The following is a 23,396-nucleotide window of genomic DNA, read 5'->3' on the forward strand; positions in this document are numbered from 1 at the left end:
GCTTGTTAATACGGCTGCACCGGGGCGGCGTTGGTAAATTTCGTTGTTCCCAAGACCTTCGCCCGCCGAATGCGTATCGGGAAAGCCGACCGACCTTGGCGGCCTCACCAAACCAACATTCCATTATGCGTCGCTTTACTCAGTCTTTATGTTTGGCCGGAGCGGTAGCCATCAGCGGCCTGCTCCTGGGCTGCCCGGCCGCCAAAGAGCCTACCGAAAATAAGACCCCGGCGGTCAATTCCTCCGCCACGGACCCCGCCGCCGAGGGCTTCGACCAAGCCGGCTCCGACCCCAAGGCCGTGGCCCTGGCCGACACTGTGATGCGTAAAATGGGGGGCTACGATGCCTGGAACAACACCCGCTACCTAGCCTGGAGCTTCTTCGGCGGCCAGTACCAGATTTGGGACAAGCAAACCGGCGATTTTCACTGGGAAAAAGACTCGCTGGTGGCCAACTATAACCTGGGCACCAAGCAGGGCCACGTCTACCGCCTGGGCAAGGACATTTCGGCCACGCCCGCCGGGCAGGAATTGCTTGGCAAGCTCACGCCCATTTGGAACAACAATTCCTGGTGGCTGCTCATGCCTTTCAAGTTGAAGGATTCGGGCGTGACCCTGAAGTATAAGGGCGCGGCCAAAACCATGGCCGGCCAGCCCGCCGAAGCCCTTCAGCTCACCTTCAAAAACGTGGGCACCACCCCCGAAAACGGCTACGAAGTGCTGGTGAACCCCACCACCGGCCTCGTGGATGAGTGGGCCTATTTCCCTGCCGCCGCCGACGCCCAGCCCGCTTTCCGCCGCCGCTGGGCCGACTACACCCGCCACGGCCAGCTCCTGCTGGCCGCCGACCGCAGCGAAGCCACCAAGCCCAGCCGCCTCGACAACATTGCCACCGCCCAAACCCTGCCCGAGGGCGTGATGAGCAGTCCCACCCCGGTCACCAAGCTGCGCTAGCCGGCGGCCAGCGTCCAGCGCAGTATATCGATGGGGGCGGCGCGCAGGGCGGCGGCCAGCTCGGCATCGTCTTTATATTGAAGCTGCGTGAGCACGCTGGCCTCCACGCTCACCTCCATTTCGGCGGCTTGAAAAGGCCAGGATTTCACCAGCACTGGGCCGCCGGCCACGGGCTGGGCCAGGGTATGCACGGTGCCATCGGGCCCGCGGTGGATTTCCACGGCGCGGCCCATTTCCGGGATTTCGTGGCGGCAGAGGATGAGGGAGAGGCGGTCGCACCAGTGCAGGAGGGCGTAAGCCTGGTCGGCTTCTTTTTTGGAAATTTCAAGTTGCCTCCGCCACTGCTGCTGGCTGGTTTTTAATTCGTCCAGGAAGGCATCAATGGCCTTTTTTTGGCCCCGTAGGTTTTCGTAGAGGCAACTCAGGTGCAGGCTGGTGAGGAGGCTGCGCCAGCGCCCCTGGAAGCGGGCGGCAGCCAGCACCCCGGCCGCCTGCTCCATGGAAAATTCCTTTTGGGTGAAATTGGCCGGAGCTCCGGCGGGCGTGAGGCCATGGTGGCCGCCGTGCCCGAGCCAGGCGGCCTGCTCGTCGTCGTGCTGCACGATGGCGGCCAGCAGGCCCACCCAGCGGGCGGGCGGCAGCGTGGGCGGCCAGGCGTAGGCAAGCTGCGCGGCCAGCAGGGCGTGGGCCTGTTGGTAGACGATTTGCCAGCCGACGGGGGTTGAGTTGACTATCATGGGGCGGGGAGCAGTGGGAAAAAGCAGCCTTGAGATTCAACTGGCAAACCGATTCCAGGGTTGCCGTAGCTTCTTTTGCAATTCTACATAGCTCACTCCTATTCCAGGCTCACCTTTCCCACTACCATCCCCGGCCATGCCTGCCCCCACTACCGCCGGAAGCCCCACCCCGCTCACCATTCGCCTGCCCGACGGCCGCCGGCTGGGCCTCACGCGCTACGGCAACCCCGCGCACCGGGCGGTGGTGTTCCATCACGGCTTCGGCTCCTCGGGGCTGGAGGTGCCCGATGATGCAGCGCTGCTGGCCCGGCTGCAGCTCCAGATTCTGGCGCCCGACCGGCCCGGCGTGGGGCAGTCCAGCGTGTACCGGCCGCTCACCTTTCCCTCATTTGCCGATGACGTGGTGGCCATGCTCGATGCCCTGGAAATAGCCGGGCCGGTGGGCGTGATGGGCTGGTCGGTGGGCGGCGTGCACGCGCTGGCGCTGGCGGCGCGGCACCCGGCGCGGGTGGCGGCGGCGCAGCTGCTCAGCACCTGCCTACCGCTGGGCGAGCGGGCGGTTTATCGGCATCTTTCGTGGGTGTGGAAAGGGCTGCTGTGGGGCCAGCTGGGCTTTCCGTGGCTGAACCGCACCACGTTTCTGTGGCTCAGCCGGCAGTGGGCCCGGCACCCCGACCGCACCCTGGCCTGGTTCATCCGGGGCATGCGGCCGGCCGAGGCGCACGCCACGGTCCGCCACTGCGCGATGCCGCCGTGCAGGGTTTCGCCCACCAGGGCCGGGGCGTATTTGATGATGCCCAGGCCTGGTGCCGCCCGCCCGGCTTCCGCATCGAGGACGTGCGGGCGCCCGTCCGGCTCTGGCACGGCCAGGCCGATGGCGTGTGGGGACCCGGCAACATTCCCTACCTGGCCCGGCGGCTGGGCGGTGCGCCCGTGCGGCTGCTGCCCGCCCAGGGCCACATGCTGTACCTGGAAAACTGGCCCGCAATTCTGGAGGAAATGCGGGCGCTGCTGGAGGCTGCCGCAACGTAGGCGTTGTAGTTTGCGGCCCCAACCCGCAGCAAATGGCATCTTTCGCGGGCAGCGGCCGTTCCAGTAGCGGCCCATTTGGCTATGCCACAGCTTTTATTCCGTGAATCAATACGTCGAGCAAATTCTTCAAAACCCGCTGGCCTCGCTGGCCATCGTGGGCAACCTGGTCATCATCGAAAGCCTGCTATCGGTAGACAATGCCGCCGTGCTGGCCACCATGGTGGGCGATTTGCCCAAAGACCAGCGCAATAAGGCCCTGCGCTACGGCATTTTCGGGGCGTATATTTTCCGGGGGCTGTGCATTTTATTCGCGTCATTCCTTATCAAATTCTGGTTTTTGAAGCCGCTGGGCGGACTCTACCTGCTCTACCTGGTGTACGACCATTTTAAGGCCCGCGCCGCAGCCGAGGAGGAAGAGGTTATCGACAAGCAGAAAAGCTGGCTCTACCGCAACACGCTGGGCTTGTTTGGGAAATTCTGGGCCACCGTGGCCCTGATTGAGCTCATGGACCTGGCCTTCTCCATCGACAACGTGTTTGCCGTGGTGGCCTTCACCGACAACCTGATTCTGATTTGCGTGGGCGTGTTCATCGGCATTCTGGCCATGCGGCTGGTGGCGCAGGCTTTTGTGCTGCTCATGGGCAAGTACCCGTTTCTGGAAACGGCCGCTTTTGTGGTCATCGGCCTGCTGGGCCTCAAGCTGATGCTGTCGCTGGTGGTGCACTTCCTGCCCGGCCACCCCGTGAGCGTGGCCCTCGAAAGCGAGGCGGCCGATGTGGGACTCACCGTGCTCACGGTGGCCACCTTCGCGGTGCCGTGGGCTACCTCGCTGCTGTTCAATGTGCCGCAACGCGCTGGCGGCAACTAAGCGACGCAGGTCCGACGCGGGGCACGGATAAAAGATACGGCCGCAGGCATCGCGCATCGGCTTGTTTTAGCACGATGCAGGCAAGTGGCAAACGGGGCTCACAAACCGCTCAACCACCCGGTTTGAAATAAAATAACAGCGGAGCGCAACCAAACTCGTAGTATTGCGCTCAGCACTAATGGATGAGCCGCTGCCGGATGGCAGCAGGAGGCCATCCATCCGACTGTTCATTTTTCGCTACCCATGAAAAAAAACACTCCCTGCCTGCGGGTCCTTTCCCTGCTGGCCCTGACTGCTATACCCGCGCTGGCCAACGCCCAGCACTGGCAATGGGCCAGCGCCCCCACGGCCATCAGCGGCCCCGGCGGCGCGGCTCACCCAGACGGCTCGGCCCTAACTGCCACGGCGCTGGATGCCGCCGGAAATACGGTAGTAGCCGGCTATTTCTCGGGCACCTTCACGCTGGGCACTACCACGCTCAGCAGCGCGGGCGGCTCCGATATTTTCGTGGCCAAGCTCAGCCCCGGCGGCCAGTGGATACAGGCCGTGAGCGCCGGCGGACCAGGCCAGGACTACGCAAATGCCCTGGTTTTGAGCGGCGGCAGCGTGGTGGTGGCCGGGTCCTTTGGCGGCGCGGCCCCGGCGGGCTCGCTCACCTCCTTTCAGTCTTTTGGCCTCACTACTACCGGCACCGCCCAGGCCAGCGATGCTTTCGTAGCCCAACTCGGCCCCACGGGCCAATGGGTGATGGCCCGGGGCATGGGCGGCCCCGGCCAAGACGCTGCCAGTGCCCTGGCGCTGGATGGGGCCGGCAACGCCGTGGTGGCGGGCAGCTTTCAGAACACCATCGGCTTTGACACCTCCACCCTGGTGGCCAATGGCGTGACAACCGCCGTCTTCGTGGCCCGGCTCAATTTGGCCACCTCTACCTGGACCCAAGCTGCCCAGAGCACCTGCCAGTTTAGCACCGTTCCTTTCCGGACCTACCCCACCGCGCTGGCCGTGGATGCGGCCGGCAACGCCGTGGTGGCCGGTACCTTTGGCACCAGCGCCAGCTTCGGCAGCACCGTGCTCAACACCCGCGACGATGGCCTGTTCGTGGCCCGGCTCTCGGCGGCCGGCCAGTGGACCCAGGCGGTGCCGCTGAGCGCCGCCACCAACGCAGGCAGCGGGGCCGGTGCTCCCCAGGCCCGCGCCGTGGCCTTGGATGGCCTGAGCAACGTGACCGTAGCGGGCTTGCTGGCCGAGCCCGTGAATGTGGGTGGCACCCTGCTCACCAGCGCCGGGGGCTACGATGTATTTGTGGCCCGGCTCAGTGCCGCCGGCCAGTGGACACAAGCCATACGGGCCGGCGGGCCGGCCAATGATTTTGCCACCTCCCTCGCCACTACCGCCAGCGGCGCAACCGTGGTAGCAGGCCTGTACGGCGGTATTTTTCCCGCCTCTACTACGCCTACTATTTTCGGAAATTTCCAGCTTGCCAACTCGGGAACCTACGACGCTTTTGTGGCGCAGCTCAGCGCTGCAGGCCAATGGGACAGCGTGATGCCCATCGGCGGCATGGGTTGGGACGCTATTTCGGCGGTGGCCGTAGATGCGGCGGGCGCCGTCGCGGTGGGTGGCTTCTTCGATGCCCCCATCAGCGTTGGCCCCTTTGTGCTGCCCAATGCCACGGGCTACCGCACCGCCTTCACGGCCCGGCTAGCCAGCTCGGCCCTCGCTACAAATACGCGTGCCACCACACCGGCCGAAACGTTCACGCTGGCTCCCAATCCGGCCGCCAACGCCGTGCGCCTCACCTGGCCCGAGGCCAGCGCTACGGCTCGCCCAGTGCAGGTGCTCGATGCCCTGGGCCGCGAGGTACGCCGGCAGGAGCTGCCCGCTCGCACCGCCCAGGCGGCTCTCGATGTGGCCGGGCTGGCACCAAGATTATACATGGTACGTTGCGGCGCGGCTACCAGCCGCCTGCAGATGGAGTAAATCAGTTAAGAAAGCCCATCCGGAACCAGGTTCGTTACTCCGGTCAGACCGATTGAAGTGAGCACGATTTCGCCCTGCCGACAACCGGTCAGACCGCTTAGGGCAGTCAGACCGGAGCAACGAACCTGGCAATCCAGACGGGCTTTCTTAGCTTTTCATTTCTTTCAAATGCAGCAGCATGTCGGCCGTCATTTTGTCGAGGTCAAAATCGGGCTGCCAGCCCCAGTCGGTACGGGCCTTTGAATCGTCGATGCTGGCGGGCCAGGAGTTGGCGATTTGCTGGCGGCCGTCGGGCTTGTAGGTCACTTCAAAGCCGGGCTCGTGCTCCTGGATGCTGGCCGTGATTTCGGCCGGCGAGAAGCTCATGGCTCCCAGGTTGTAGCTGGTGCGGACTTTTATTTGCTCGGCCGGGGCGTGCATGAGGTCCAGCGTAGCCTTGAGGGCATCGGGCATGTACATCATGGGCAGGTAGGTATCTTCTTCGAGAAAGCACTCGTAGTTCTCGCCGGCCACGGCGCGGTGGTAGATGTCCACGGCGTAGTCGGTGGTGCCGCCGCCGGGCAGGCTCTTGTAGCCAATGAGGCCGGGGTAGCGCAGGCTGCGCACGTCGAGGCCATGCTTGCGGTAATACCACTCGCACCACTGCTCGCCGGCCAGCTTGCTGATGCCATACACCGTGTTGGGATTCATGATGGTGACCTGCGGCGTGTTTTCGCGCGGGGTATCGGGGCCGAACACGGCGATGCTGCTGGGCCAGTACACCTGGGCCACGCCGTGGGCCACGGCGGCTTCGAGCACGATGAGCAGGCCGTCCATGTTCAGCTGCCAGCCGAAAAGTGGGTTCTTTTCCGCTGTGGCCGAGAGCAGGGCGGCGAGGTGATAAATCTGCTTGGGGCGGTACTGGCGGATAAGCTTGTCGAGGCGGGAGCGGTCGAGCACGTCGAGCAGTTCGAAGGGGCCACCAGCCAGCAAATCCGGATTTTTTGGGGGCCGCACATCGGCAGCTACTACCAGGTGGGGCTCGTAGCGCTGGCGCAATGCCGCCACCAGTTCCAGCCCAAGCTGGCCGCAGGCGCCGATAACCAGCACCGAGCCGGGTAATACAGATGTTTCAGTGTCGCCGGGAGTGGTGGCCATGCGCGGGGAGTTCGGGTTGAGATGGGGAGAGTGGGAGTTGGGCTGCAAAGATACCGGCGCGGTCGTGGCCAAACCATCGGCGCGGGTCCGCACTGCCTTACGGTATCTTTGGCCTCATGTTTATGCGGCTTGCCCTGTTCTGCCTCTTCTGCGTCGGCCTGCTGAGCGGGGCAACCCGCGCTCAGACTGCCCCTGCCCCGCCGCGCTACCGCAACCTGGTGATGGAAGGCGGTGGCATCCGGGGCATTGCCTACGGCGGGGCCCTGCTGGAGCTGGAGCAGCGCGGCGTACTAGCCGGAATTACGCGGGTGGGCGGCACCTCGGCGGGGGCCATTCAGGCGGCGCTGCTGGCGGTGGGCTACTCGGCCCAGGAAATTATTGATGTGGTGAATGCCACGCCCGTGCAGCGGTTGAATGATGGCCGGTTCATCTTTTTCGGTGGCACGCACCGGCTGGTGAAGGAATACGGCTGGTACCGGGGCGACGAGTTCAGCACCTACCTCGGCGAGCTGGTGGCCCGCAAAACCAAAAACGCCCATCTCACCCTGGGCGAGCTGCACGCACTGGCCCAAAAGGAACCCGCCCGCTTCCGCGACCTCTACACCACCGGCACCAACCTCACGCAGCAGCGCGTGCAGATATTCAGCTACGAAACCACACCCACCATGCGCGTGGCCGATGCCGTACGCATCAGCATGAGTATTCCGCTCTACTTCCGGGCCGTGCTGCTTGATGCGGAGAACAAGGTGATAACCGGCACGCCCGCCCCCGGCCAGCCCGTGCAGGTGCTCGTCGATGGCGGCCTGCTGGCCAATTACCCCATCGATTTGTTCGACTACCCGCGCTACCTGGCCACCGGCCCGGCCGCTGCGCCAGATGCCCACGGCCACGTCTTCAATCCCAAAACCCTGGGCCTGCGCCTCGACCGCGCCGAGCAGATTCCGCTGGATGGCGCGCCCGCCGGCCGCCAGCAGCTCGCCCCCTATGCCATCACCGATTTCAACACCTACATGGGCGCGCTCTACACCGTGGCCCTCGAAAACCTTAACCCCGTGCAGCCCGCCGACTGGCAGCGCACCATCAGCATCGATTTCCTGAATTTCAGCCCGAAAATCAAACGGATTTCGGATGCGCAGAAAAAGCAGCTGATGGACAGCGGACGCAAGGGTGTACAGGCGTTTCTGGCGCGTCAGAGGTAGGGGCGGGGCCTGCCCCCGCCCGTCGTTGAACGGAATCGTTAGAACGGTGCGAGCGGCGGGCGGGGGCAGGCCCCGCCCCTACCTCCGACAATGTAATTTTGCTTCATTAAACTTACCATCCCACCAACCATGTACGCCACTCTCCAGCCCGACCTCACCCAGCAGCTTCAGGAAATCAAAGACGCCGGCCTTTTCAAGAAGGAGCGCATCATCACCTCGCCTCAGGGCGCCGAAATTGAAACCGACGAAGCCGGCGAAGTGCTGAACTTCTGCGCCAACAACTACCTGGGCCTGAGCTCGCACCCCGAAGTTATCAAAGCCGCTAAGGAAGCCATCGACACGCACGGCTACGGCATGAGCTCGGTGCGCTTCATCTGCGGCACCCAAGACATTCACAAGGAGTTGGAAGCCAAGCTGGCTGAGTTCCTGGGCACCGAGGACACCATTCTCTACGCAGCCGCTTTCGATGCCAACGGCGGCGTGTTCGAGCCGTTGTTTAATGAGCAGGACGCCATCATTTCCGATGCCCTGAACCACGCCAGCATCATCGACGGTGTGCGCCTGTGCAAGGCTCAGCGCTACCGCTACCTGCACAACGATATGGCCGACCTGGAAAAACAGCTCCAGGATGCCCAGGCCAAGGGCACGCGCCACCGCATCATCGTCACCGACGGCTCGTTCTCGATGGACGGCACCATCGCGCAGCTCGACAAAATCTGCGACCTCGCCGATAAGTACCAGGCCCTGGTAATGGTGGACGAGTGCCACAGCAGCGGCTTCCTGGGCAAAACCGGCCGCGGCACCCACGAAATGCGCGGCGTGATGGGCCGCGTCGATATCATCACCGGCACGCTGGGCAAGGCCCTGGGCGGGGCCATGGGCGGCTTCACCTCGGGCCGCAAAGAGATTGTGGACATGCTGCGCCAGCGCAGCCGCCCCTACCTGTTCTCGAACACGCTGGCCCCGACCATTGTGGGCGCATCGCTGCGCGTGCTGGAGCTGCTGACGGAAAGCACCGAGCTGCGCGACCAGCTCGAAGAGAACACCAAATACTTCCGCGAGCAGATGACCGCCGCCGGCTTCGACATCACGCCCGGCGAGCACCCCATCGTGCCCGTGATGCTGTACGACGCCAAGCTGGCCCAGGAATTCGCGGCCAAAATGCTCGACGAGGGCATCTACGTGGTGGGCTTCTACTACCCGGTGGTGGCGCAGGGCAAGGCCCGCATTCGGGTGCAGCTGAGCGCGGCCCACACCCGCGAGCATCTGGACAAGGCCATTGCCGCCTTCACCAAAGTGGGCAAAGAGCTGAAAGTGCTGAAATAAGCGCGTATGCTCCGGTCCGACCGCCCTAGGCGGTCGGACCGGTTGAAGCACCACCGATTCCGCCCGCACGACAACCGGCCGGACCAATAATTGCTCACAAAAAAAGTCCCGCCGGCAGCTGCCGGCGGGACTTTTTACTTACTGCGGAACGCTACCCTATTCGCGTACCACGCGCTGAGTCAGCACGCCTTCGGTCGTTTTCACCCGGAAGGTGTACACGCCCGAAGCCAGGTGGCCCAGGTTCAGCGAGGCCGAGCCGGCGGCGATGATGCTGGTGTGCACCACCTGGCCCAGCGAGTTCAGCACCACCAGCTGCGAGGCCGTGGCGCGGGGGCCGCGCAGCTCCAGCGTGAGGCTGCCGTTGGGCGTGGGGTTGGGGTACACCAGCAGGCTTACGCCGGTGAGCGCCGCCGTTTGCGTACCGGTCACCGTTACCGAAATCGCATTGGAAGGAGCCGAAGCGCAACCGGAAGTAGCCGTCACCACCACGGTGTAGCTGCCGTTTTGCGAGCCCACCGGAAGCAGCAGCGTGTTGCTGGTGCCGGGGGCAGCCACGGCCACGCCGTTGCGGAAGAACTGATAGGTAACCCCGGCCAGGGCCGACGTGCTCAGCAGCACCCCACCCGCCTGGGGCGTCGAGGTGAGCGTGGGCGTCACCACCCCGAAGTTGATGGTGATGGTGGTGCTGGACGATGAGCCGCTGCACGCGCCCGACGTAGCCACCGTGTTGAGGATGGTGTACGTGCCGTCGCTGTTGGCATTGGTCAGGTTGATAACGCCCGTTACCGGGTTAATGCTCAGGCCAGCGCCCGTGGTCGAGAACGTGCCGGCCACCGCGCCGGGAGCCAGCACCGGCGCTACCGGAGTAGTAGAGCCCGTGCAATACGTGCCGACGGGGTAGCTGAAGGCCGCGTTCGGCGGCGTAGCCAGCGTGAGCACCACGCGGCCCGTGGAGGTGCACGGGGCCGTGGGGCCGGTGGGCGTGAGCGTGAGCGTCACGGTTCCGGCCGTTACGTCGGCCGCCGAGGGCGTGTAGGTTGCGTTCAGCGTAGTGGCATTGGGCGAGAACGTGCCCGTGCCGCTGGTGGTGTAGGTAGCGCCCGTAGCCGAACCGGCAATGGTACCGGCCAGCTGGTAAGGCGTGCGGCCGCAGCTGGTAGCAGCGGCCACCGGCAGCGAAGCCACCAGGCCCGGCGTCACGTTCACCTGAATCGGGGTGCGCGAAGCCCCCACGCACTCGTTGCCAATCAGCAGGTTGAAGAAGAAGTAGTAGCTGGCACTGGCACCACCGGCCAGCAAACCGCCCGTAACCGATACCACGCCGCTGGGCGAAGTGTAGGGGTAGGTATTGCCCGTGAAATCGCGGTACAGCGTGGGCTGCGTGCCCGTAGCCGAGGTAACCAACCGGTAGGTGCCGGCAGCAGGCACGGCCAGATTCAGCTGCAGTACGGTGGGCATCAGGGCGGTGGTGCTGCCCGCCGCCAGTGCAAACGGACCAGCCGTGGAAACCAGGGCCCCGGCGTTGTCGCGTAGCTCCACAGTTAGCGAACCGGCGGTGGCAGTGGCATTGTATACCGTAGCCGCCTGAATGGAGGTGGGGCCGGTGGCCGTGAACACGATGCCGGTGTTGGTACCGCTGTAGCCGCCATCGGTCTGGATGGAAGCCGGCTTGCCGCCTCTTTCGGTGCCGCCCGCAAAGGCTTCGGCGTAGTAGGTCGTGTTGGCCGTGAGGGCCGGCGTCACGAAGGGGTTGCCGGTGCCGATGGCCGTGCCGCCGGTAGCCGTGGTGAAGTAGCGCACCGAAACGCCCGTTGGCACGGTGGACGACAGCGTAGCCGTACCGCCCGCGCAGGTGCTGAGCGGCGTGGGAGCAGCCGAAATCACGGGGTTATTCACCATGATGGCGGCCACGTTGCTGTAGGTCGTGTTGGTGTTGCAGGTATTGCGCACACGGTAGTAAATGGTGCTGTTGAGCACGGGCGTGGTGTACGTAGCCGCAGTAGCGCCGACAATATCCGTGAAGGTGCCGGTGGCGCTGGTGCTGCTCTGGTACTGGATGCTGCCATTGGCTGCGCCGGCCAGGGCCAGCGAAGCGCTGCCGCTTACACAGATATTGAAGGACGCCGGGGACAGCACACCGGCCACCGGAGCAACTACCGTGCGGGTAGCGGCGGGTGTCAGCACGTTGTTGCTGGTGTTGGCATCGCCCACCACAGTGGCCGTCACGGCAAACGCGTAAGCACCCAGCGTGGTCATGTTCAGCGTGCCGGTGAGGGTCACGTTCAGGGTCGCGCCGCTGGTCAGGGTGCCTGTGCTCACGGTACCGGGGAAGGTTTGGGTAGTGCCGCCGGGCAGCGTCACCACTACCGATACTGCGGCCGGCGTGGTAGCGAAGTCAAGAGTCGAAGTGCCCGCGTTGCGAATCTGCACAATCACCGCCTCGGTAGCGCTGTAGCAGCTCGTGCCCGCAGCCGGGCCCAGGAGGGCCACTGGGGCCACATCCAAGGCCACCGGCGTAAACTCATAAGCACCCAGGTCGGGGGCCGCGCCCCGAACCGCACCCGTGATGTCATCGGTTACGCGGGTGAGCGGCGTGCCGGCGTTGTTGAGCAGCACGTTGCTGGGCAGCAGGTTGCCGGTGCTGACCCCCACAAATACCGGGTCGGCCGACACGCTGTTCTGGTCGAAGGCATTGCTGTTAGCGGCCTGCAGGTTGGCCAGCGTCACCAGGGCAGTGCTGAAATAGCCCACGTTGCCGTTGGGCACGTAAATGTCGTTGTAGTTGCTGGTGGTCGGGGCTGTGGAGTAGTACACGCCGTACTTGGTGCCCGTGCTGGGCCGCGTGATGCTCACCACGTTGTTGCGGATATCAGCGCTGGCCCCGGAGTTGTAGATGCCGTAGGTAGTGTTGGTCGCGGCCGACTGGTCGTCCGCGTTGATGCTGTTGTTGTAGATGCGGCTAAACGCAGCGCCCGAGTTGTAGATGAGGTACTGCGTGCCCGAGCCGTTGATGTTATACAGCACGTTGTTCACCACGTCGTTGGTGGTAGTAGCCGTGGCGCCGGTGCTGGTAGCCAGGTAAATGCCGTACAGCGCGCTGGTCGAAGTCGGGTTGCCCGTGAACGGGTCGTGCAGGCGGTTCTTCTCAATGGTAAGGCTGCGCGACGAGGCGAAATTGTAGATGCCGTAGAACGAGCTGACCGCCGTGCGCAGCGGCCGGCTCACATCGTTGCCGATGAACTGAGCCCCATCCTGATACCCCGAGTAAATCCCGTAGGTATAGAAGTCGCGCACGTTGTTGTTGCGCACAACATTGCCCGTGTTCAGCGAAGTGGTGCTGTTGCCGTACAGCGTGATGCCGTAGTAGCCGCCGTTCACGGTGTTGCCCTCAATGGTGAGGTTGTTGGCCGAGTTGCCGCTGGTGGTGGCGCTGGTGGTCGAGCCGCTCACCACGATGCCCGCAAAGTTGGTCGACGTGGTGGCGATGTCCGCGTTGATGGTGTTGTTGGTGATGCGGTCGTTGTCGGCCGCACTGGTCAGCAGCACGCCGTAGCCGTAGGTGCCGCTGGTGCCGCTGCCACCGGTGGCATCAATGTTCAGGTTGTTGATGGTGGTGTAGTCGGTGCCGTTGAGCTGCACCACCGCGCGCTGCGTGCTGCTGGTCGAAGCATACCGGATGGTGCGCCCGCCGCCGTTCACGACAATGGTGTTGGTGGCGCTGGTGCCCGCTACTTCGCCCAGCAGAAACTGCTCGGTGTAGGGGCCGCCCGTAACCGTGAGGGTCACCGGACCGCTGATACCATCCTGGTTCAGGCGGCTGGCCGCATCGGTGAAGCTGGTAAAGTTGGTGCCCGCCGTGGGCAGCGCGCTGTTGATGGTGAAGGCCCCGCTGATGGGGTTGGCCGTCTGGCTGGTCACCGTCACGTTGTCAATCGTAGCCGGCGGCTGCGCGCCCAGCGAGCCATCGTTGCGCCAGGTAAAAATCAGGCGCTGCGTGCTGCCGCTGAAATTACCCGGCAGCTGGAGCGTGGTCCGCCCGAAGGTGGTTTGCAGGTTGATTTGGGCCAGCACCGTCACGCCGGCCGGAAGGGTGCCCGCCACCGGCGTAAACGTAGTGGGTGCCACCTGCACCAGCAGGTAGTCGTAGGTGCTTTCGCCGGCCGCTTTCCAGTCGAAGCCGAGCTGAATATTGCCCTGGCCGGCGGCCACGGTCACATCGCGGTACATGTGCGAAACCGCAGCACTGGTAATGGTATACGCATTGCTCACCCCACCATCGTTGGTGATGTATGCCGATTTGGTGCCGGCAGTAGTGGGGCCGTTGCCGCCCACCGTGCCCACAAACCACTGGTTGATGTTGGTAGCGGCACCGTTGACGAGCGTGAAGCTATTGGTAGCGCCTTCAAAGTCCTCATTGAAGACGGTGGTAGTTTGGGCTTGTGCCCCTAAGCCACCCAGCAGCAGGAACCCGGCACCAAACAGGCGCGTGAGCCGCTTCGGCGATGACAGGGCACGGGGCAGCAGACCCTGCTGCTCGCGGAGTATTTTTTTGTGCATAAGACAAAAGAGTAAAGTGAATGAATACGGTGGTGAAAAAAGGGGATGAATGAAAAAGCAACCGGGTGGTAGCGCAACAAACCGAGCCAGTGCCGGCCCTGGCTGGCAGCGGCATTTGGCTGACAAAGGCGATGGGTGAATCGCACCAAACTGCAACTACCTGAAAGGCACAGCACAGAACGCTCCTAGAAAAGTAAAAAACAAAAACTCAGAAACCTAATCAGTCCCCACCCGCCGCCATCGCCATCGCCTGCCAAATCATAACCCAAATATCTGACTATCAAATAGATGATATCAGGCAAATGAATTACAATGTTCTGCCTCACCCATTATTGCCGAAGGGGTTAGCGGGCACCGGCGGCATTGGCGGTGGGCACCAGAAGCCACTCGGTCAGGCGGGCGCGCAGCTCGCTGGGACCCAGGTTGCGGTGCACCTCGCCGTGGCGCACGAGGCTCATGGCCCCGGTTTCCTCGCTCACCACCAGCACCACGGCATCGGTGATTTCGCTCAGGCCGATGGCAGCGCGGTGGCGCAGGCCGAGCGAGGCCGGCACGTCGGAGTTTTCGCTCACCGGCAGAATGCAGCGGGCGGCCCGCAGCCGACCGTTGGTCACAATCACGGCCCCGTCGTGCAGGGGCGAGGTTTTGTTGAAGATGGAGAGCAGCAGGCGCTTGCTGATTTCGGCATCGAGCCGGTCGCCGGATTCGGCAAAGGGCGTGAGGTCGGAGGCTTGGGTGAAGCAGATGAGCGCGCCGGTGAACTTGTTCGACAGGCTTTTGGCGGCTTCCACGAAGGGGCCCACGGCCAGCGGGGTCGTTTCGGCGGGGCGGCCCCAGCTCCAGCCGCGCACCCGCTCCAGGGCCGTGGCCTTGCCCACGCTCAGCAAAAACCGCCGGATTTCCTGCTGAAACAGGATGATGCTGGCCAGCACGCCCACGCTCATGAACTGCCCCAGGATTTTGGTAAGCAGCTCCATGCCCGTGGCCTTCACCACCAAGTATAGCAGGTAAAACGACACCAGACCCAGCGCCACGTTCAGGGCCACCGAGCCGCGCAGCAGCTTATAGAGCTGGTACAGCAGCACCGTCACCAGCAACACGTCGGCCGCGTCAATCCAGCCGAAATGCAGGAAATTGATGGGGAATGGGCCGGTCATGGCGGTGGAGAAAAAGAGAAGGGCCTTAGATGAAGCATTCGTCATCCTCATCGGGCGTCCGCTTGCCAAGGACCTTGGCCGCGCCGAACAAGTTGCAGCGACTACCCGCTGCAGGCTATTCAGCGGTGCTAAGGTCCTTCGCGCTGCTCAGGATGACATACGCCCTTCAAATTACGGCCTTTATTCCGCCATCGGAAAGGTATTGGCAAATAATTGTATGGTTTGGTGGGCTTCGGCCACATCGTGCGCCCGCAATAGCTTAGCCCCGCCCTGCAGGGCCACCATGTGCAGCGCCGTGGTACCGTTGAGGGCCGTTTCGGGGCCGAGGCCGAGGGGGCCGTACACCATTTTCTTGCGCGAGAGGGCAGCCAGCATGGGCAGGCCCAGCGCCTGCAGCTCGGGCAGGCGGCGCAGCAGCTCGTGGCTTTGGGCAGCGGTTTTGGCAAAGCCGAAGCCGGGGTCGAGCAGCACATCGGTCACGCCGAGGGTGCGCAGGGCGGCCAGGCCGTCGCGGAAATAGCGCAGTAGCGTGAGCACCAGGTCGTCTTCGTAGTGCGTGAGCTTGCTCATGGTTTGGGGGGTGCCGCGCAGGTGCATCAACACGTAGGGCACGCGCAGGCGGCCCACGGTGGCAAACATATCGGCGTCGAGAGTGCCGCCGCCCACATCGTTCACCAGGTCGGCCCCGGCCTGCACGGCGGCTTCGGCCACGCCGGCCCGGAACGTATCGGCCGAGAGAAAGGCCTGCGGGAATTCTTTGCGCACCGCTGCCACGGCGGGCAGCAGACGGCGGGTTTCCTCGGCTTCGGAAACATCATCGGCTCCCGGGCGGGTGCTGTAGGCACCGAGGTCGAGCACGGCCGCTCCGGCTGTGAGCATGGCTTCGGCGCGGGAAAGCAGGTCTTTTTCGGAGGCCACGCGGCTGCCGGCAAAGAACGAATCGGGCGTGAGGTTGAGAATACCCATCACCTGCGGCCGGCGCAAATCGAGCAGGCGGCCGTGGGGGCTTCGTAGTGAATTGGTGAATTGGTGGATTGGTGAGTTAGCTACGGTTGGCGACATGGAACGACAGCGCTAGGTTGCGAAAGCGCCAATATCCATCTAATGCCCCGAACTTGCGGCGTGAGACGAGATTTCAAACTCACCTGTTCACTACCTCACCAGCTCACCCTTGACTACCCCCGAACAATACGACCTGCTGCTGGCCCGCTGCCGCACCCTGTTTCTGGCCAAAACCCACGACTACGGCACGGCGTGGCGCATTCTGCGCCTGCCCTCGGTTACGGACCAGATTTTTATCAAGGCCAACCGCATCCGGACCATTCAGGAAACCGGCGTGCAGCTCGTGGCCGATGATGTGAACGAGGAGTTCGTGGCCATCATCAACTACTGCCTCATTGCCCTGATGCAGCTGCACCTGCCCGGGGAAACCCCCCTCGACATGGCCGCCACCGCCGTGGCCGCCGCCTACGACCACGAAGCCGCCGAAAACCGCCGCCTGCTGCTGGCCAAAAACCACGACTACGGCGAAGCCTGGCGGCAAATGCGCGTGGCCAGCATCACCGACCTGATTCTGATGAAGCTGCACCGCGTGAAGCAGCTCGAAGACATTGGCGGCGCAGCCCTGGTGAGCGAAAGCGTGGAAGGCAGCTACCGCGACATGCTGAACTACGCCGTATTTGCGCTGATTCTGGAGGGCGAGGCGTAGCGTTTGTCATCCGTCGGCTGTCATCCTCATCTTGCGTACGCTTGCGAAGGACCTTATCGCGCTCGCCTCGGTTAGATTATTACAAATTATTCAACCGTGATGCGGTCCTTCGTCTCTGCTTTAAGTGCAGAATGCTCAGGCTGACAGCCAACGAATGGCAGGTCCGCACAACAACCCCACGCCCCGCCCCTGCGTTTCGCCCCCGGCTTACCTTTGCTCTCTATGTCTGTCCCTAGCTCCATTACCGCCGTTGCTCCTGCCTCGCACCCATTGCGCACCCTCACGCGGGTGTGCTGGTTTTTGCTTGGGGCGCTATTCATTTTTTCCGGCCTCATCAAGCTGAACGACCCGGTGGGCACGGCTTATAAGCTGGAAGAATACTTCGAGGTGTTCGCCGTTTCGCTGCCCAGCCTGGCGGGCTTTTTCCTGTGGTTCAAAGGCATTGCCCGCACGATGTCCATTCTCATGAGCTCGGCCGAAGTTATTCTGGGCGCGGCGCTGCTGCTGCGCTGGAACCTACGCATCGTGCTGTGGGCGCTGTTTGGGCTGCTGGTCTTTTTCACCTTCCTCACCTTCTATTCGGCAGCGTTCGATAAGGTGACGGACTGCGGCTGCTTCGGCGATTTCATCAAGCTCAAGCCCTGGACGTCGTTTTTCAAAGACCTGTTTCTGCTGGCGCTGTGGGCCATCGTGTTCACGCACCAGCGGTTTTTGCGCCATTCCTTCGTGCGGGGCACGTTTGGGGTGATGACCATGACCTTTGTCACGGCCATTGGCATTGGCATTGGGGTGCGGGCGCTGGGCCACCTGCCCTACTTCGATTTCCTGCCCTATAAAGTTGGCAACGACATTGGCCAGCTCATGAAGGCCAGCGCCCCGCTGCGCTACCAGTACACCATGGAAAAAGGCGGCAAAACCGAGGAGTTCACCACCTACCCCGACTCGACCTGGACCTACAAGAGCATGACGGCCCTCAACCCCGAAGCCGGTCCCAAAATCACCGATTTCAAGGTCTGGAACGATGAGGGCGACTATACTCCCGAGCTGTTGCGCGGCAACAAGCTGGTGCTCATCATCCAGAACGTAGACAAGGCCGACCGCGACCGTTACGACCAGATTAACAAGCTGCTCGACGATGCCAAAACCTCACGCCGGGGCATCACGCCGCTCGTCATCACCAGCAGCAGCCCGGCCGAGTTCGACGTGTTTCGCCACAGCGCCAACCTGGCCGTGCCCTTCTACTACGCCGATGCCACGGTCCTCAAGTCCATCATCCGCTCCAACCCCGGCTTCCTGCTGCTGAAAGACGGCGTGGTGAAAGGCAAGTACCACTACCACGATATTCCCAGCATCGGGAAGGTGGAGGAGAAGCTGCAGTAGTTGTTTTAATGTGGAAATATGGTGAATGTGAAAATGTATTGGATGTGCTGAAGGTGGAATATCTGCCAGGCAGTTGCACCTTCAGCACATCCAATACATTTCTCACATTTTCACATTCATCATATTTCCACATTCTCCACATTCTCCACATCTTCCTTATTTCCCACATCTAGAAATTGCTCCCTTTCATCCTCCGTCGTTTAGCCCAGGGCCTGCTTGTGCTGGTGGGCGTGGCGTGCACGGTGTTTCTGCTTTTCAATGTGCTGCCCGGCGACCCCGCCGCGCTGCTGGCCGGCCAGCGCAGCGACCTGGCCACCAAAGCCGCCATCACCGCCGACCTCGGCCTCGACCAGCCCCTGCCCACCCGCCTGCTGGGCTACCTCAACGATATTTCGCCCCTGGGCCTGCACCCGGCCGACTCGGCTGGCCGCGCCCGCTACGGCGGCGTGGCGCTGCTGCCACTTGGTTCCAAAGCCTTAGTGCTGAAAACGCCCTACCTGCGCCGCTCTTTCCAGAGCAACAAGGACGTGCTGCGCATTCTGCTCGATTATTTTCCCGGCACCATGTGGCTGGCGCTGGCCGCCATGCTCATTGCCAGCGTGGGCGGCGTGGCCTTTGGCGTGGTGGCGGCGCTGCGGCCCCAGTCGTGGCTCGACAGGGTACTGGTGAGCACCTCGGTACTGGGCATTTCGGTGCCTTCATTCGTGGCGGCCATCATCATTGCCGTCACGTTCGGCTTCTACTGGAGCCACTTCACGGGCCTGAGTCTCACCGGCCAGCTGTATGAAACCGACCCGTTCACCGGCGAGCGGCACCTCGTGCTGCGCAATTTGCTGCTGCCGGCGGTGGCGCTGGGCATCCGGCCGCTGGCCATTATCACGCAGCTCACCCGCTCCAGCATGCTCGATGTGCTGAGCCAGGACTACATCCGCACGGCCCGCGCCAAGGGCCTGAGCCGCACCGCCACCGTGCTGCACCACGCCCTGCGCAACGCCCTGAACCCCGTGGTTACGGCCGTATCGGGCTGGCTGGCATCGCTCATGGCCGGCGCGTTTTTCATCGAATACATCTTCAACTGGAAAGGCCTGGGCACCGTGACGCTGCGGGCCGTGGAGAACCTCGATTTCCCGGTGGTAATGGGGGCTACCTTGTTCGTAGCGGCCCTTTTTGTGCTCATAAATATTGTGGTAGATGTGCTCTACGCCGTGCTCGACCCCCGCGTAAAACTGAGCTAAGCATTTAGCATGTAGTCGCGAAGCGGTGCTTCGCGCCCTCCCCCACCCAGCGGGCTCCCCCAAACGGTGCGCATGCGCGAAGCGGTGCCTCGCGCATGCGCACCGTTTGGTACCTCACTATATAATCGCCCCAAACAAGGGCAGGAATTATGAAGCAGCTTCCTATCGACCCGCTCATTTCGGTACCCGGCGGCTCCGGGCACCTGAGCCTGGTAGGCCTGCCAGGCGCGGGCAAAACCACCCTCGGCCGCCAGCTGGCCGCCCACTTCAACCGCCCGTTTCTGGACCTGGACGTGGCCATTGAGGTCCGCACCGGTCGCAGTGTGCGCGCAGTCTTTGCCGAAGACGGCGAGGCGGCTTTCCGGGCCATAGAGGCAGCGGTGCTGCGCGATGCCCTCGCCCTGGCCGGGCCGCCGCTGGTGCTGGCCACGGGCGGCGGCACCCCCTGCTTTCACGATAACATGGCGCTGCTCAACCAGGCCGGCCTCACCCTCTGGCTCGATGTTCCCAGCGCCGTGCTGGCCGCCCGCCTGCCCCCCGAGGAAGTAGCCAAACGCCCCCTGCTGGCTGCCGCCGGCGGGGCCGAAGCCTGGCTGCGCGAAACCCTTACCGCCCGAAGTCAGTTTTATAGCCAGGCGCGGCTGCGCTGCTCGGCGGCGTGTACGCTGCCGGCCGTGGTGGCCCAGCTGGCGGGGGCGGGTTTTGCCCTGCCCGCCACATTGCCGCCCGCTTCGTAATTTTGTTAATTGATTCGTTCGACGTTTGTTACCCCTATGCAATCAGTATCCACCGAAGAACCGGCTGTAAACGAGGCTCCTACGCCTGCCACAGCCCCCGTGCGGCCCAAACACAAGGGCTCAGCCCAGCTTTTCCAGAATCCGTTGCTGGAGCGGCTTTCGCACACGCACATCGCGCTGCCGGTGGGCATTTTTGCCGCCACGGGCATCATCAGCATGTATTACGGCCTCGTGCACGGCTTCATGACGGGCGTGGCCGCGCTGGGCCTGTTTCTAGTGGGCCTGCTGGCTTTCACGCTGATAGAGTACCTGGTGCACCGCTACTTGTACCACATTCCGGCCACCACGGCGGGACGCGCCAAGTTCCAGTACACCATGCACGGCGTGCACCACGAGTACCCCAAGGATAAAACCCGGCTGGCTATGCCGCCCATCATCACGGTATTTGTGGCGTCGCTGCTGTTTTTCATTTTCCGCTTCAGCTTTGGCTCGTATGCGTTTGGGCTGCTGTCGGGCTTCACGTTTGGCTACGCCATGTACCTGTTTGTGCACTACGCCATTCATGCCTACTCGCCGCCCAAAAACTTCCTGAAAGTATGGTGGACGCACCACAGCCAGCACCATTACCGGCAGGACGAAGTGGCATTTGGTGTGAGCAGCACGCTCTGGGACCACATCATCGGCACCATGCCCAGCAAGAAAAGCGCCTAGCTTTCCGGCAGGCTGAGACACAAAAAAGCGCGGCTCCCTCACGGGGGCCGCGCTTTTTTGTGGGTTGAGGTTCAAAACCCGATGATGCGACGAATTGCCCATCGGGCTTCTTCGTACCACTACCTTTTGGTGGTTGCTACGCGCCGGATTAGGAGCGCGGGCCACGCATTTTGTTCACGATGAAGAACAACAGCGCCACCACGATAAACACGGCAATCATACCCGTGTAGGCCCCGGCTTTGAAGATGCCGGCAATGGCATCGCAGCCCGTGAGCGTGGTGGCCAAGGCGAAGAGGAATACGAAGAGGGAGAGACGGGAGGCGTTCATGGCGTGAAAGAGAAAGAAAGGAGGTGAAAGGCGCATAGCACGCAGGCTACGGGGTTAGGGCTGATACTGTGCCTACGCCAAAAAGGTTAGCCCCTGCCATTGCAAACGCTGGTTATCGACACAAAACAGCCCGGCGGAGGGGTTCTCGGCCGGGCTATTTTTCTATCAATTGCTGGTGCGCTTTACCAGTTGCCGCTGGCCCCACCGCCACCGCTGCTGCCGCCGCCAAAGCCGCCGAAGCCGCCGCCACCGCCGCCGCCAAAGCCACCACCTCCCCCACCGCCGAAACCGCCGCCGCCGAAGATGATGGGCGGGATAAAGCCGCCCCCGAAGCCCCGGTTGCCGCGCCCGCCACGCCCACCGCCGCCACGGTTACGCAGCATGGTGAAGATGATAACAATCACCAAGATAATAAGCCAGAAGGGAAAGCCGGAGCCCGAACCGTCGCGCCGGCCCTGGGGCCGGGCGTCGGCCGGGTCGGCCTGATACTCGCCTTTGGCGAGGGCAATGAGCTGGTCGGTGGCCCGGTCGAGGCCGGCGTAGTATTGGTTCTGGCGGAAGGCCGGCACCAGCGTGTTGCTGATGATGCGCTTGGCCAGGGCATCGGGCACGGCCCCTTCCAGGCCGTAGCCGGTCTGGATACGGGCGGTGTGCTCCTGCTGGGCCACCAGAATCAGAATGCCGTTGTTCTTGCCCTTGCGGCCAATGCCCCAGCTTTCGTACAGCTTCTGGGCGTAGTCGGCAATGTCGTCGCCGTCGAGATTGGGAACGGTGACGACGGCGATTTGCGACGACGAGCTGTCGTTGTAGGCCACCAGCTTGCGCTCCAGCTGGTCGGCCTCGCCGCCCTGCATCAGTCCGGCCAGGTCGTTGACGAGGCGCGGCGGGTTGGGGCGGGGCGGAATGTTCTGCGCCGCGCTGTTGAGGGCCGCAACCAGCCCCAAAAGCAGTAGCAGCAGCGACCACCACGGTTTTGGCACGCCCGATTTCAGCAGCGGGAAGCGGAATAAAGTCGATATCCTGGCATCAGCCACGGAATTTTTCATGCGTCGGAAGACGGTTTTTGGCCGCCGAAAGAAATGGAATCGTCCAGCTCGTTCTGGTCGGTAGCGGCATCGTAGGGGAAGTAGCGCTTCAGCTGCTCGCCCACCATTTTGATACCCTGCTCCAGGCCCAGCACGTAGTTTTCGTGCCGAAACTGATTTAGCACGGCTTCTTTGGTGGTTTCCCAGAAGTCGTCGGGCACGGCAGCATTGATGCCCGAGTCGCCCACCACGGCAAACTGCCGGCTCTGCCAGGCCAGGTAAAAAAGCACGCCGTTACGAGCGGCGGTTTTGTGCATGTCCAACTCCCCAAACACCTGGGCGGCGCGGTCCAGCGGCTCGGGTGTGGGGCAGTTATCTTCGATATGCACCCGGATTTCGCCGGAAGTCGTGATTTCGGCCTGCCGGATGGCCGCTACCAGCGCCGCATCCTGGGCGGGAGTGAGAGGAGAAGTCATGATTGAGTTAGGAGTTAAGAGTTGAGAGTTGAGTTTGGGAGGTATTTGCTAACCGGCCCTTACTCTTAACTCTTAACTCAATTAAAATTGAACAGTCGGGGCCTTGCTGGCGGCCGCGTCGGCCTCGAAATAGGGCTTGGGCGGGAAGCCGAACATGCCGGCAAACAGGTTGTTGGGGAACGAGCGCGTGAACGTGTTGTAGTCGTTGGTGACGGCGTTGAACTTGTTGCGCTCTACGTTGATGCGGTTTTCGGTGCCCTCAATCTGGGCCTGCAGCTCCTGGAAGTTGGCGTTGGCCTTCAGGTCGGGGTAGTTTTCGGACACGGCCAGCAGGCGGCCCAGCCCGGCCGACATCTGGCTCTGGGCTTCCTGGAATTTCTTGATGTTTTCGGGCGTCAGGTCGTTGGCATTCAGCTGCACGCTGGTGGCCTTGGCGCGGGCCTCAATCACGCTGGTGAGGGTGCCTTGCTCGAACTTGGCAGCCCCTTTCACGGTGTTCACTAAGTTGCCAATGAGGTCGTTGCGGCGCTGATAGGAGCTTTGCACGTTGCCGGCCTGGGCCTTCACGGCCTGGTCGCGCGTCACCATGCCGTTGTAGCCGCACGACGACTGGGTGAGCAACAGGGCCAGGCCCGCGAAATAGAGAAGAAAGCGTTTCATGATGGGTTGTGAAGGGGGTTAATGAAGGGGGTTAATGAAGGGTATTCGGGGTTGGTAATGGCGCGGCGGCAAAACCTGTGGCCGCTGCTCCGGTTTGCTACCGGGTTTGGGGCAAAGTACGCAGCTTAGCCCTAGTAGTTGTAGCTTGCTGCTTAGCTGCGCCAAACGCCTTCATATATCGTCCTCCCGC

At 63.0% G+C, this 23,396-nt stretch carries 20 protein-coding genes; 11 read left to right on the forward strand and 9 right to left on the reverse strand.

What is annotated here, in order from left to right:
- The first annotated feature begins 125 nt into the window (after positions 1 to 125).
- Positions 126 to 953 (forward strand): hypothetical protein, encoded by an 828-nt coding sequence (locus tag KQ659_RS19775; protein WP_216679511.1) that lies wholly within the window; start codon positions 126 to 128, stop codon positions 951 to 953.
- Here the strand turns inward: KQ659_RS19775 and KQ659_RS19780 are convergent.
- Positions 950 to 1,690, reverse strand: coding sequence for a DUF3891 family protein (locus tag KQ659_RS19780; protein ID WP_216685754.1), 741 nt, complete (start codon positions 1,688 to 1,690; stop codon positions 950 to 952). The genes KQ659_RS19775 and KQ659_RS19780 overlap by 4 nt on opposite strands.
- A 136-nt stretch (positions 1,691 to 1,826) precedes the next feature.
- Here KQ659_RS19780 and KQ659_RS19785 point away from each other — a divergent pair, with 136 nt between their 5' ends.
- The 3 genes from KQ659_RS19785 (at position 1,827) to KQ659_RS19795 (ending at position 5,570) form a co-directional block, all read left to right on the forward strand.
- The gene (locus KQ659_RS19785; RefSeq protein WP_216690541.1) at positions 1,827 to 2,789 is read left to right on the forward strand and encodes an alpha/beta hydrolase; all 963 of its coding nucleotides are present in this window, start codon (positions 1,827 to 1,829) and stop codon (positions 2,787 to 2,789) included.
- A 33-nt stretch (positions 2,790 to 2,822) separates the two neighbouring features.
- Complete coding sequence (locus tag KQ659_RS19790; protein WP_216690540.1) at positions 2,823 to 3,590, forward strand: DUF475 domain-containing protein; 768 nt, start codon at positions 2,823 to 2,825, stop codon at positions 3,588 to 3,590.
- A 243-nt stretch (positions 3,591 to 3,833) separates the two neighbouring features.
- Positions 3,834 to 5,570: a T9SS type A sorting domain-containing protein gene (locus KQ659_RS19795; RefSeq protein ID WP_216690539.1), complete on the forward strand. Its 1,737-nt coding sequence runs from the start codon at positions 3,834 to 3,836 to the stop codon at positions 5,568 to 5,570.
- Between the two features lie 147 nt (positions 5,571 to 5,717).
- On the opposite strand, the gene KQ659_RS19800 is transcribed toward KQ659_RS19795, so the two are convergent.
- A complete protein-coding gene (locus tag KQ659_RS19800) occupies positions 5,718 to 6,707 on the reverse strand; it encodes an NAD-dependent epimerase/dehydratase family protein (RefSeq protein WP_216685751.1) in 990 nt (329 codons plus the stop codon).
- A gap of 116 nt (positions 6,708 to 6,823) precedes the next feature.
- On the opposite strand from KQ659_RS19800, the gene KQ659_RS19805 reads away from it, so the two are divergent.
- The gene (locus KQ659_RS19805) at positions 6,824 to 7,906 is read left to right on the forward strand and encodes a patatin-like phospholipase family protein (RefSeq protein WP_216690538.1); all 1,083 of its coding nucleotides are present in this window, start codon (positions 6,824 to 6,826) and stop codon (positions 7,904 to 7,906) included.
- Positions 7,907 to 8,035: 129 nt separating this feature from the next.
- On the forward strand, positions 8,036 to 9,232 hold the full coding sequence (gene kbl / locus KQ659_RS19810; protein WP_216679504.1) for a glycine C-acetyltransferase: 1,197 nt from the start codon (positions 8,036 to 8,038) through the stop codon (positions 9,230 to 9,232).
- A 156-nt stretch (positions 9,233 to 9,388) separates the two neighbouring features.
- Here the strand turns inward: kbl and KQ659_RS19815 are convergent, their stop codons facing one another.
- From KQ659_RS19815 to folP, 3 genes are all read right to left on the reverse strand, one after another.
- Positions 9,389 to 13,789 (reverse strand): beta strand repeat-containing protein, encoded by a 4,401-nt coding sequence (locus tag KQ659_RS19815; RefSeq protein WP_216690537.1) that lies wholly within the window; start codon positions 13,787 to 13,789, stop codon positions 9,389 to 9,391.
- A gap of 344 nt (positions 13,790 to 14,133) precedes the next feature.
- Positions 14,134 to 14,946, reverse strand: coding sequence for a diadenylate cyclase CdaA (gene cdaA, locus KQ659_RS19820; RefSeq protein WP_216685749.1), 813 nt, complete (start codon positions 14,944 to 14,946; stop codon positions 14,134 to 14,136).
- A gap of 180 nt (positions 14,947 to 15,126) precedes the next feature.
- The gene (gene folP, locus KQ659_RS19825) at positions 15,127 to 16,008 is read right to left on the reverse strand and encodes a dihydropteroate synthase (protein ID WP_216679501.1); all 882 of its coding nucleotides are present in this window, start codon (positions 16,006 to 16,008) and stop codon (positions 15,127 to 15,129) included.
- 109 nt (positions 16,009 to 16,117) lie between these two features.
- Here folP and KQ659_RS19830 point away from each other — a divergent pair, with 109 nt between their 5' ends.
- From KQ659_RS19830 to KQ659_RS19850, 5 genes are all read left to right on the forward strand, one after another.
- Entirely contained in the window at positions 16,118 to 16,654 is a 537-nt protein-coding gene (locus KQ659_RS19830; RefSeq protein ID WP_216679500.1) for a DUF1599 domain-containing protein, read from the forward strand.
- Between the two features lie 222 nt (positions 16,655 to 16,876).
- Positions 16,877 to 18,034, forward strand: a complete 1,158-nt coding sequence (locus KQ659_RS19835; RefSeq protein WP_226930064.1) for a BT_3928 family protein — start codon at positions 16,877 to 16,879, stop codon at positions 18,032 to 18,034.
- Between the two features lie 176 nt (positions 18,035 to 18,210).
- A complete protein-coding gene (locus tag KQ659_RS19840) occupies positions 18,211 to 19,269 on the forward strand; it encodes an ABC transporter permease (protein WP_216679499.1) in 1,059 nt (352 codons plus the stop codon).
- Positions 19,270 to 19,418: 149 nt separating this feature from the next.
- Entirely contained in the window at positions 19,419 to 20,006 is a 588-nt protein-coding gene (locus KQ659_RS19845; RefSeq protein WP_216690536.1) for a shikimate kinase, read from the forward strand.
- A 36-nt stretch (positions 20,007 to 20,042) separates the two neighbouring features.
- Positions 20,043 to 20,717 carry a sterol desaturase family protein gene (locus KQ659_RS19850; RefSeq protein ID WP_216685747.1) on the forward strand — a complete coding sequence of 225 codons (675 nt, stop codon included), beginning with the start codon at positions 20,043 to 20,045 and terminating at the stop codon, positions 20,715 to 20,717.
- A gap of 148 nt (positions 20,718 to 20,865) precedes the next feature.
- On the opposite strand, the gene KQ659_RS19855 is transcribed toward KQ659_RS19850, so the two are convergent.
- The 4 genes from KQ659_RS19855 to KQ659_RS19870 form a co-directional block, all read right to left on the reverse strand.
- Positions 20,866 to 21,045 carry a hypothetical protein gene (locus KQ659_RS19855; protein WP_216679496.1) on the reverse strand — a complete coding sequence of 60 codons (180 nt, stop codon included), beginning with the start codon at positions 21,043 to 21,045 and terminating at the stop codon, positions 20,866 to 20,868.
- Between the two features lie 182 nt (positions 21,046 to 21,227).
- Complete coding sequence (locus KQ659_RS19860; protein WP_216679495.1) at positions 21,228 to 22,091, reverse strand: TPM domain-containing protein; 864 nt, start codon at positions 22,089 to 22,091, stop codon at positions 21,228 to 21,230.
- Positions 22,088 to 22,546: a TPM domain-containing protein gene (locus tag KQ659_RS19865; RefSeq protein WP_216679494.1), complete on the reverse strand. Its 459-nt coding sequence runs from the start codon at positions 22,544 to 22,546 to the stop codon at positions 22,088 to 22,090. The genes KQ659_RS19860 and KQ659_RS19865 overlap by 4 nt, the downstream gene beginning before the upstream one ends.
- A gap of 81 nt (positions 22,547 to 22,627) precedes the next feature.
- Entirely contained in the window at positions 22,628 to 23,206 is a 579-nt protein-coding gene (locus KQ659_RS19870) for a LemA family protein (RefSeq protein WP_168672560.1), read from the reverse strand.
- Positions 23,207 to 23,396: the final 190 nt, after the last annotated feature.

Origin of the sequence: Hymenobacter siberiensis, from assembly GCF_018967865.2 — a bacterium.
Lineage (GTDB): Bacteria > Bacteroidota > Bacteroidia > Cytophagales > Hymenobacteraceae > Hymenobacter > Hymenobacter siberiensis.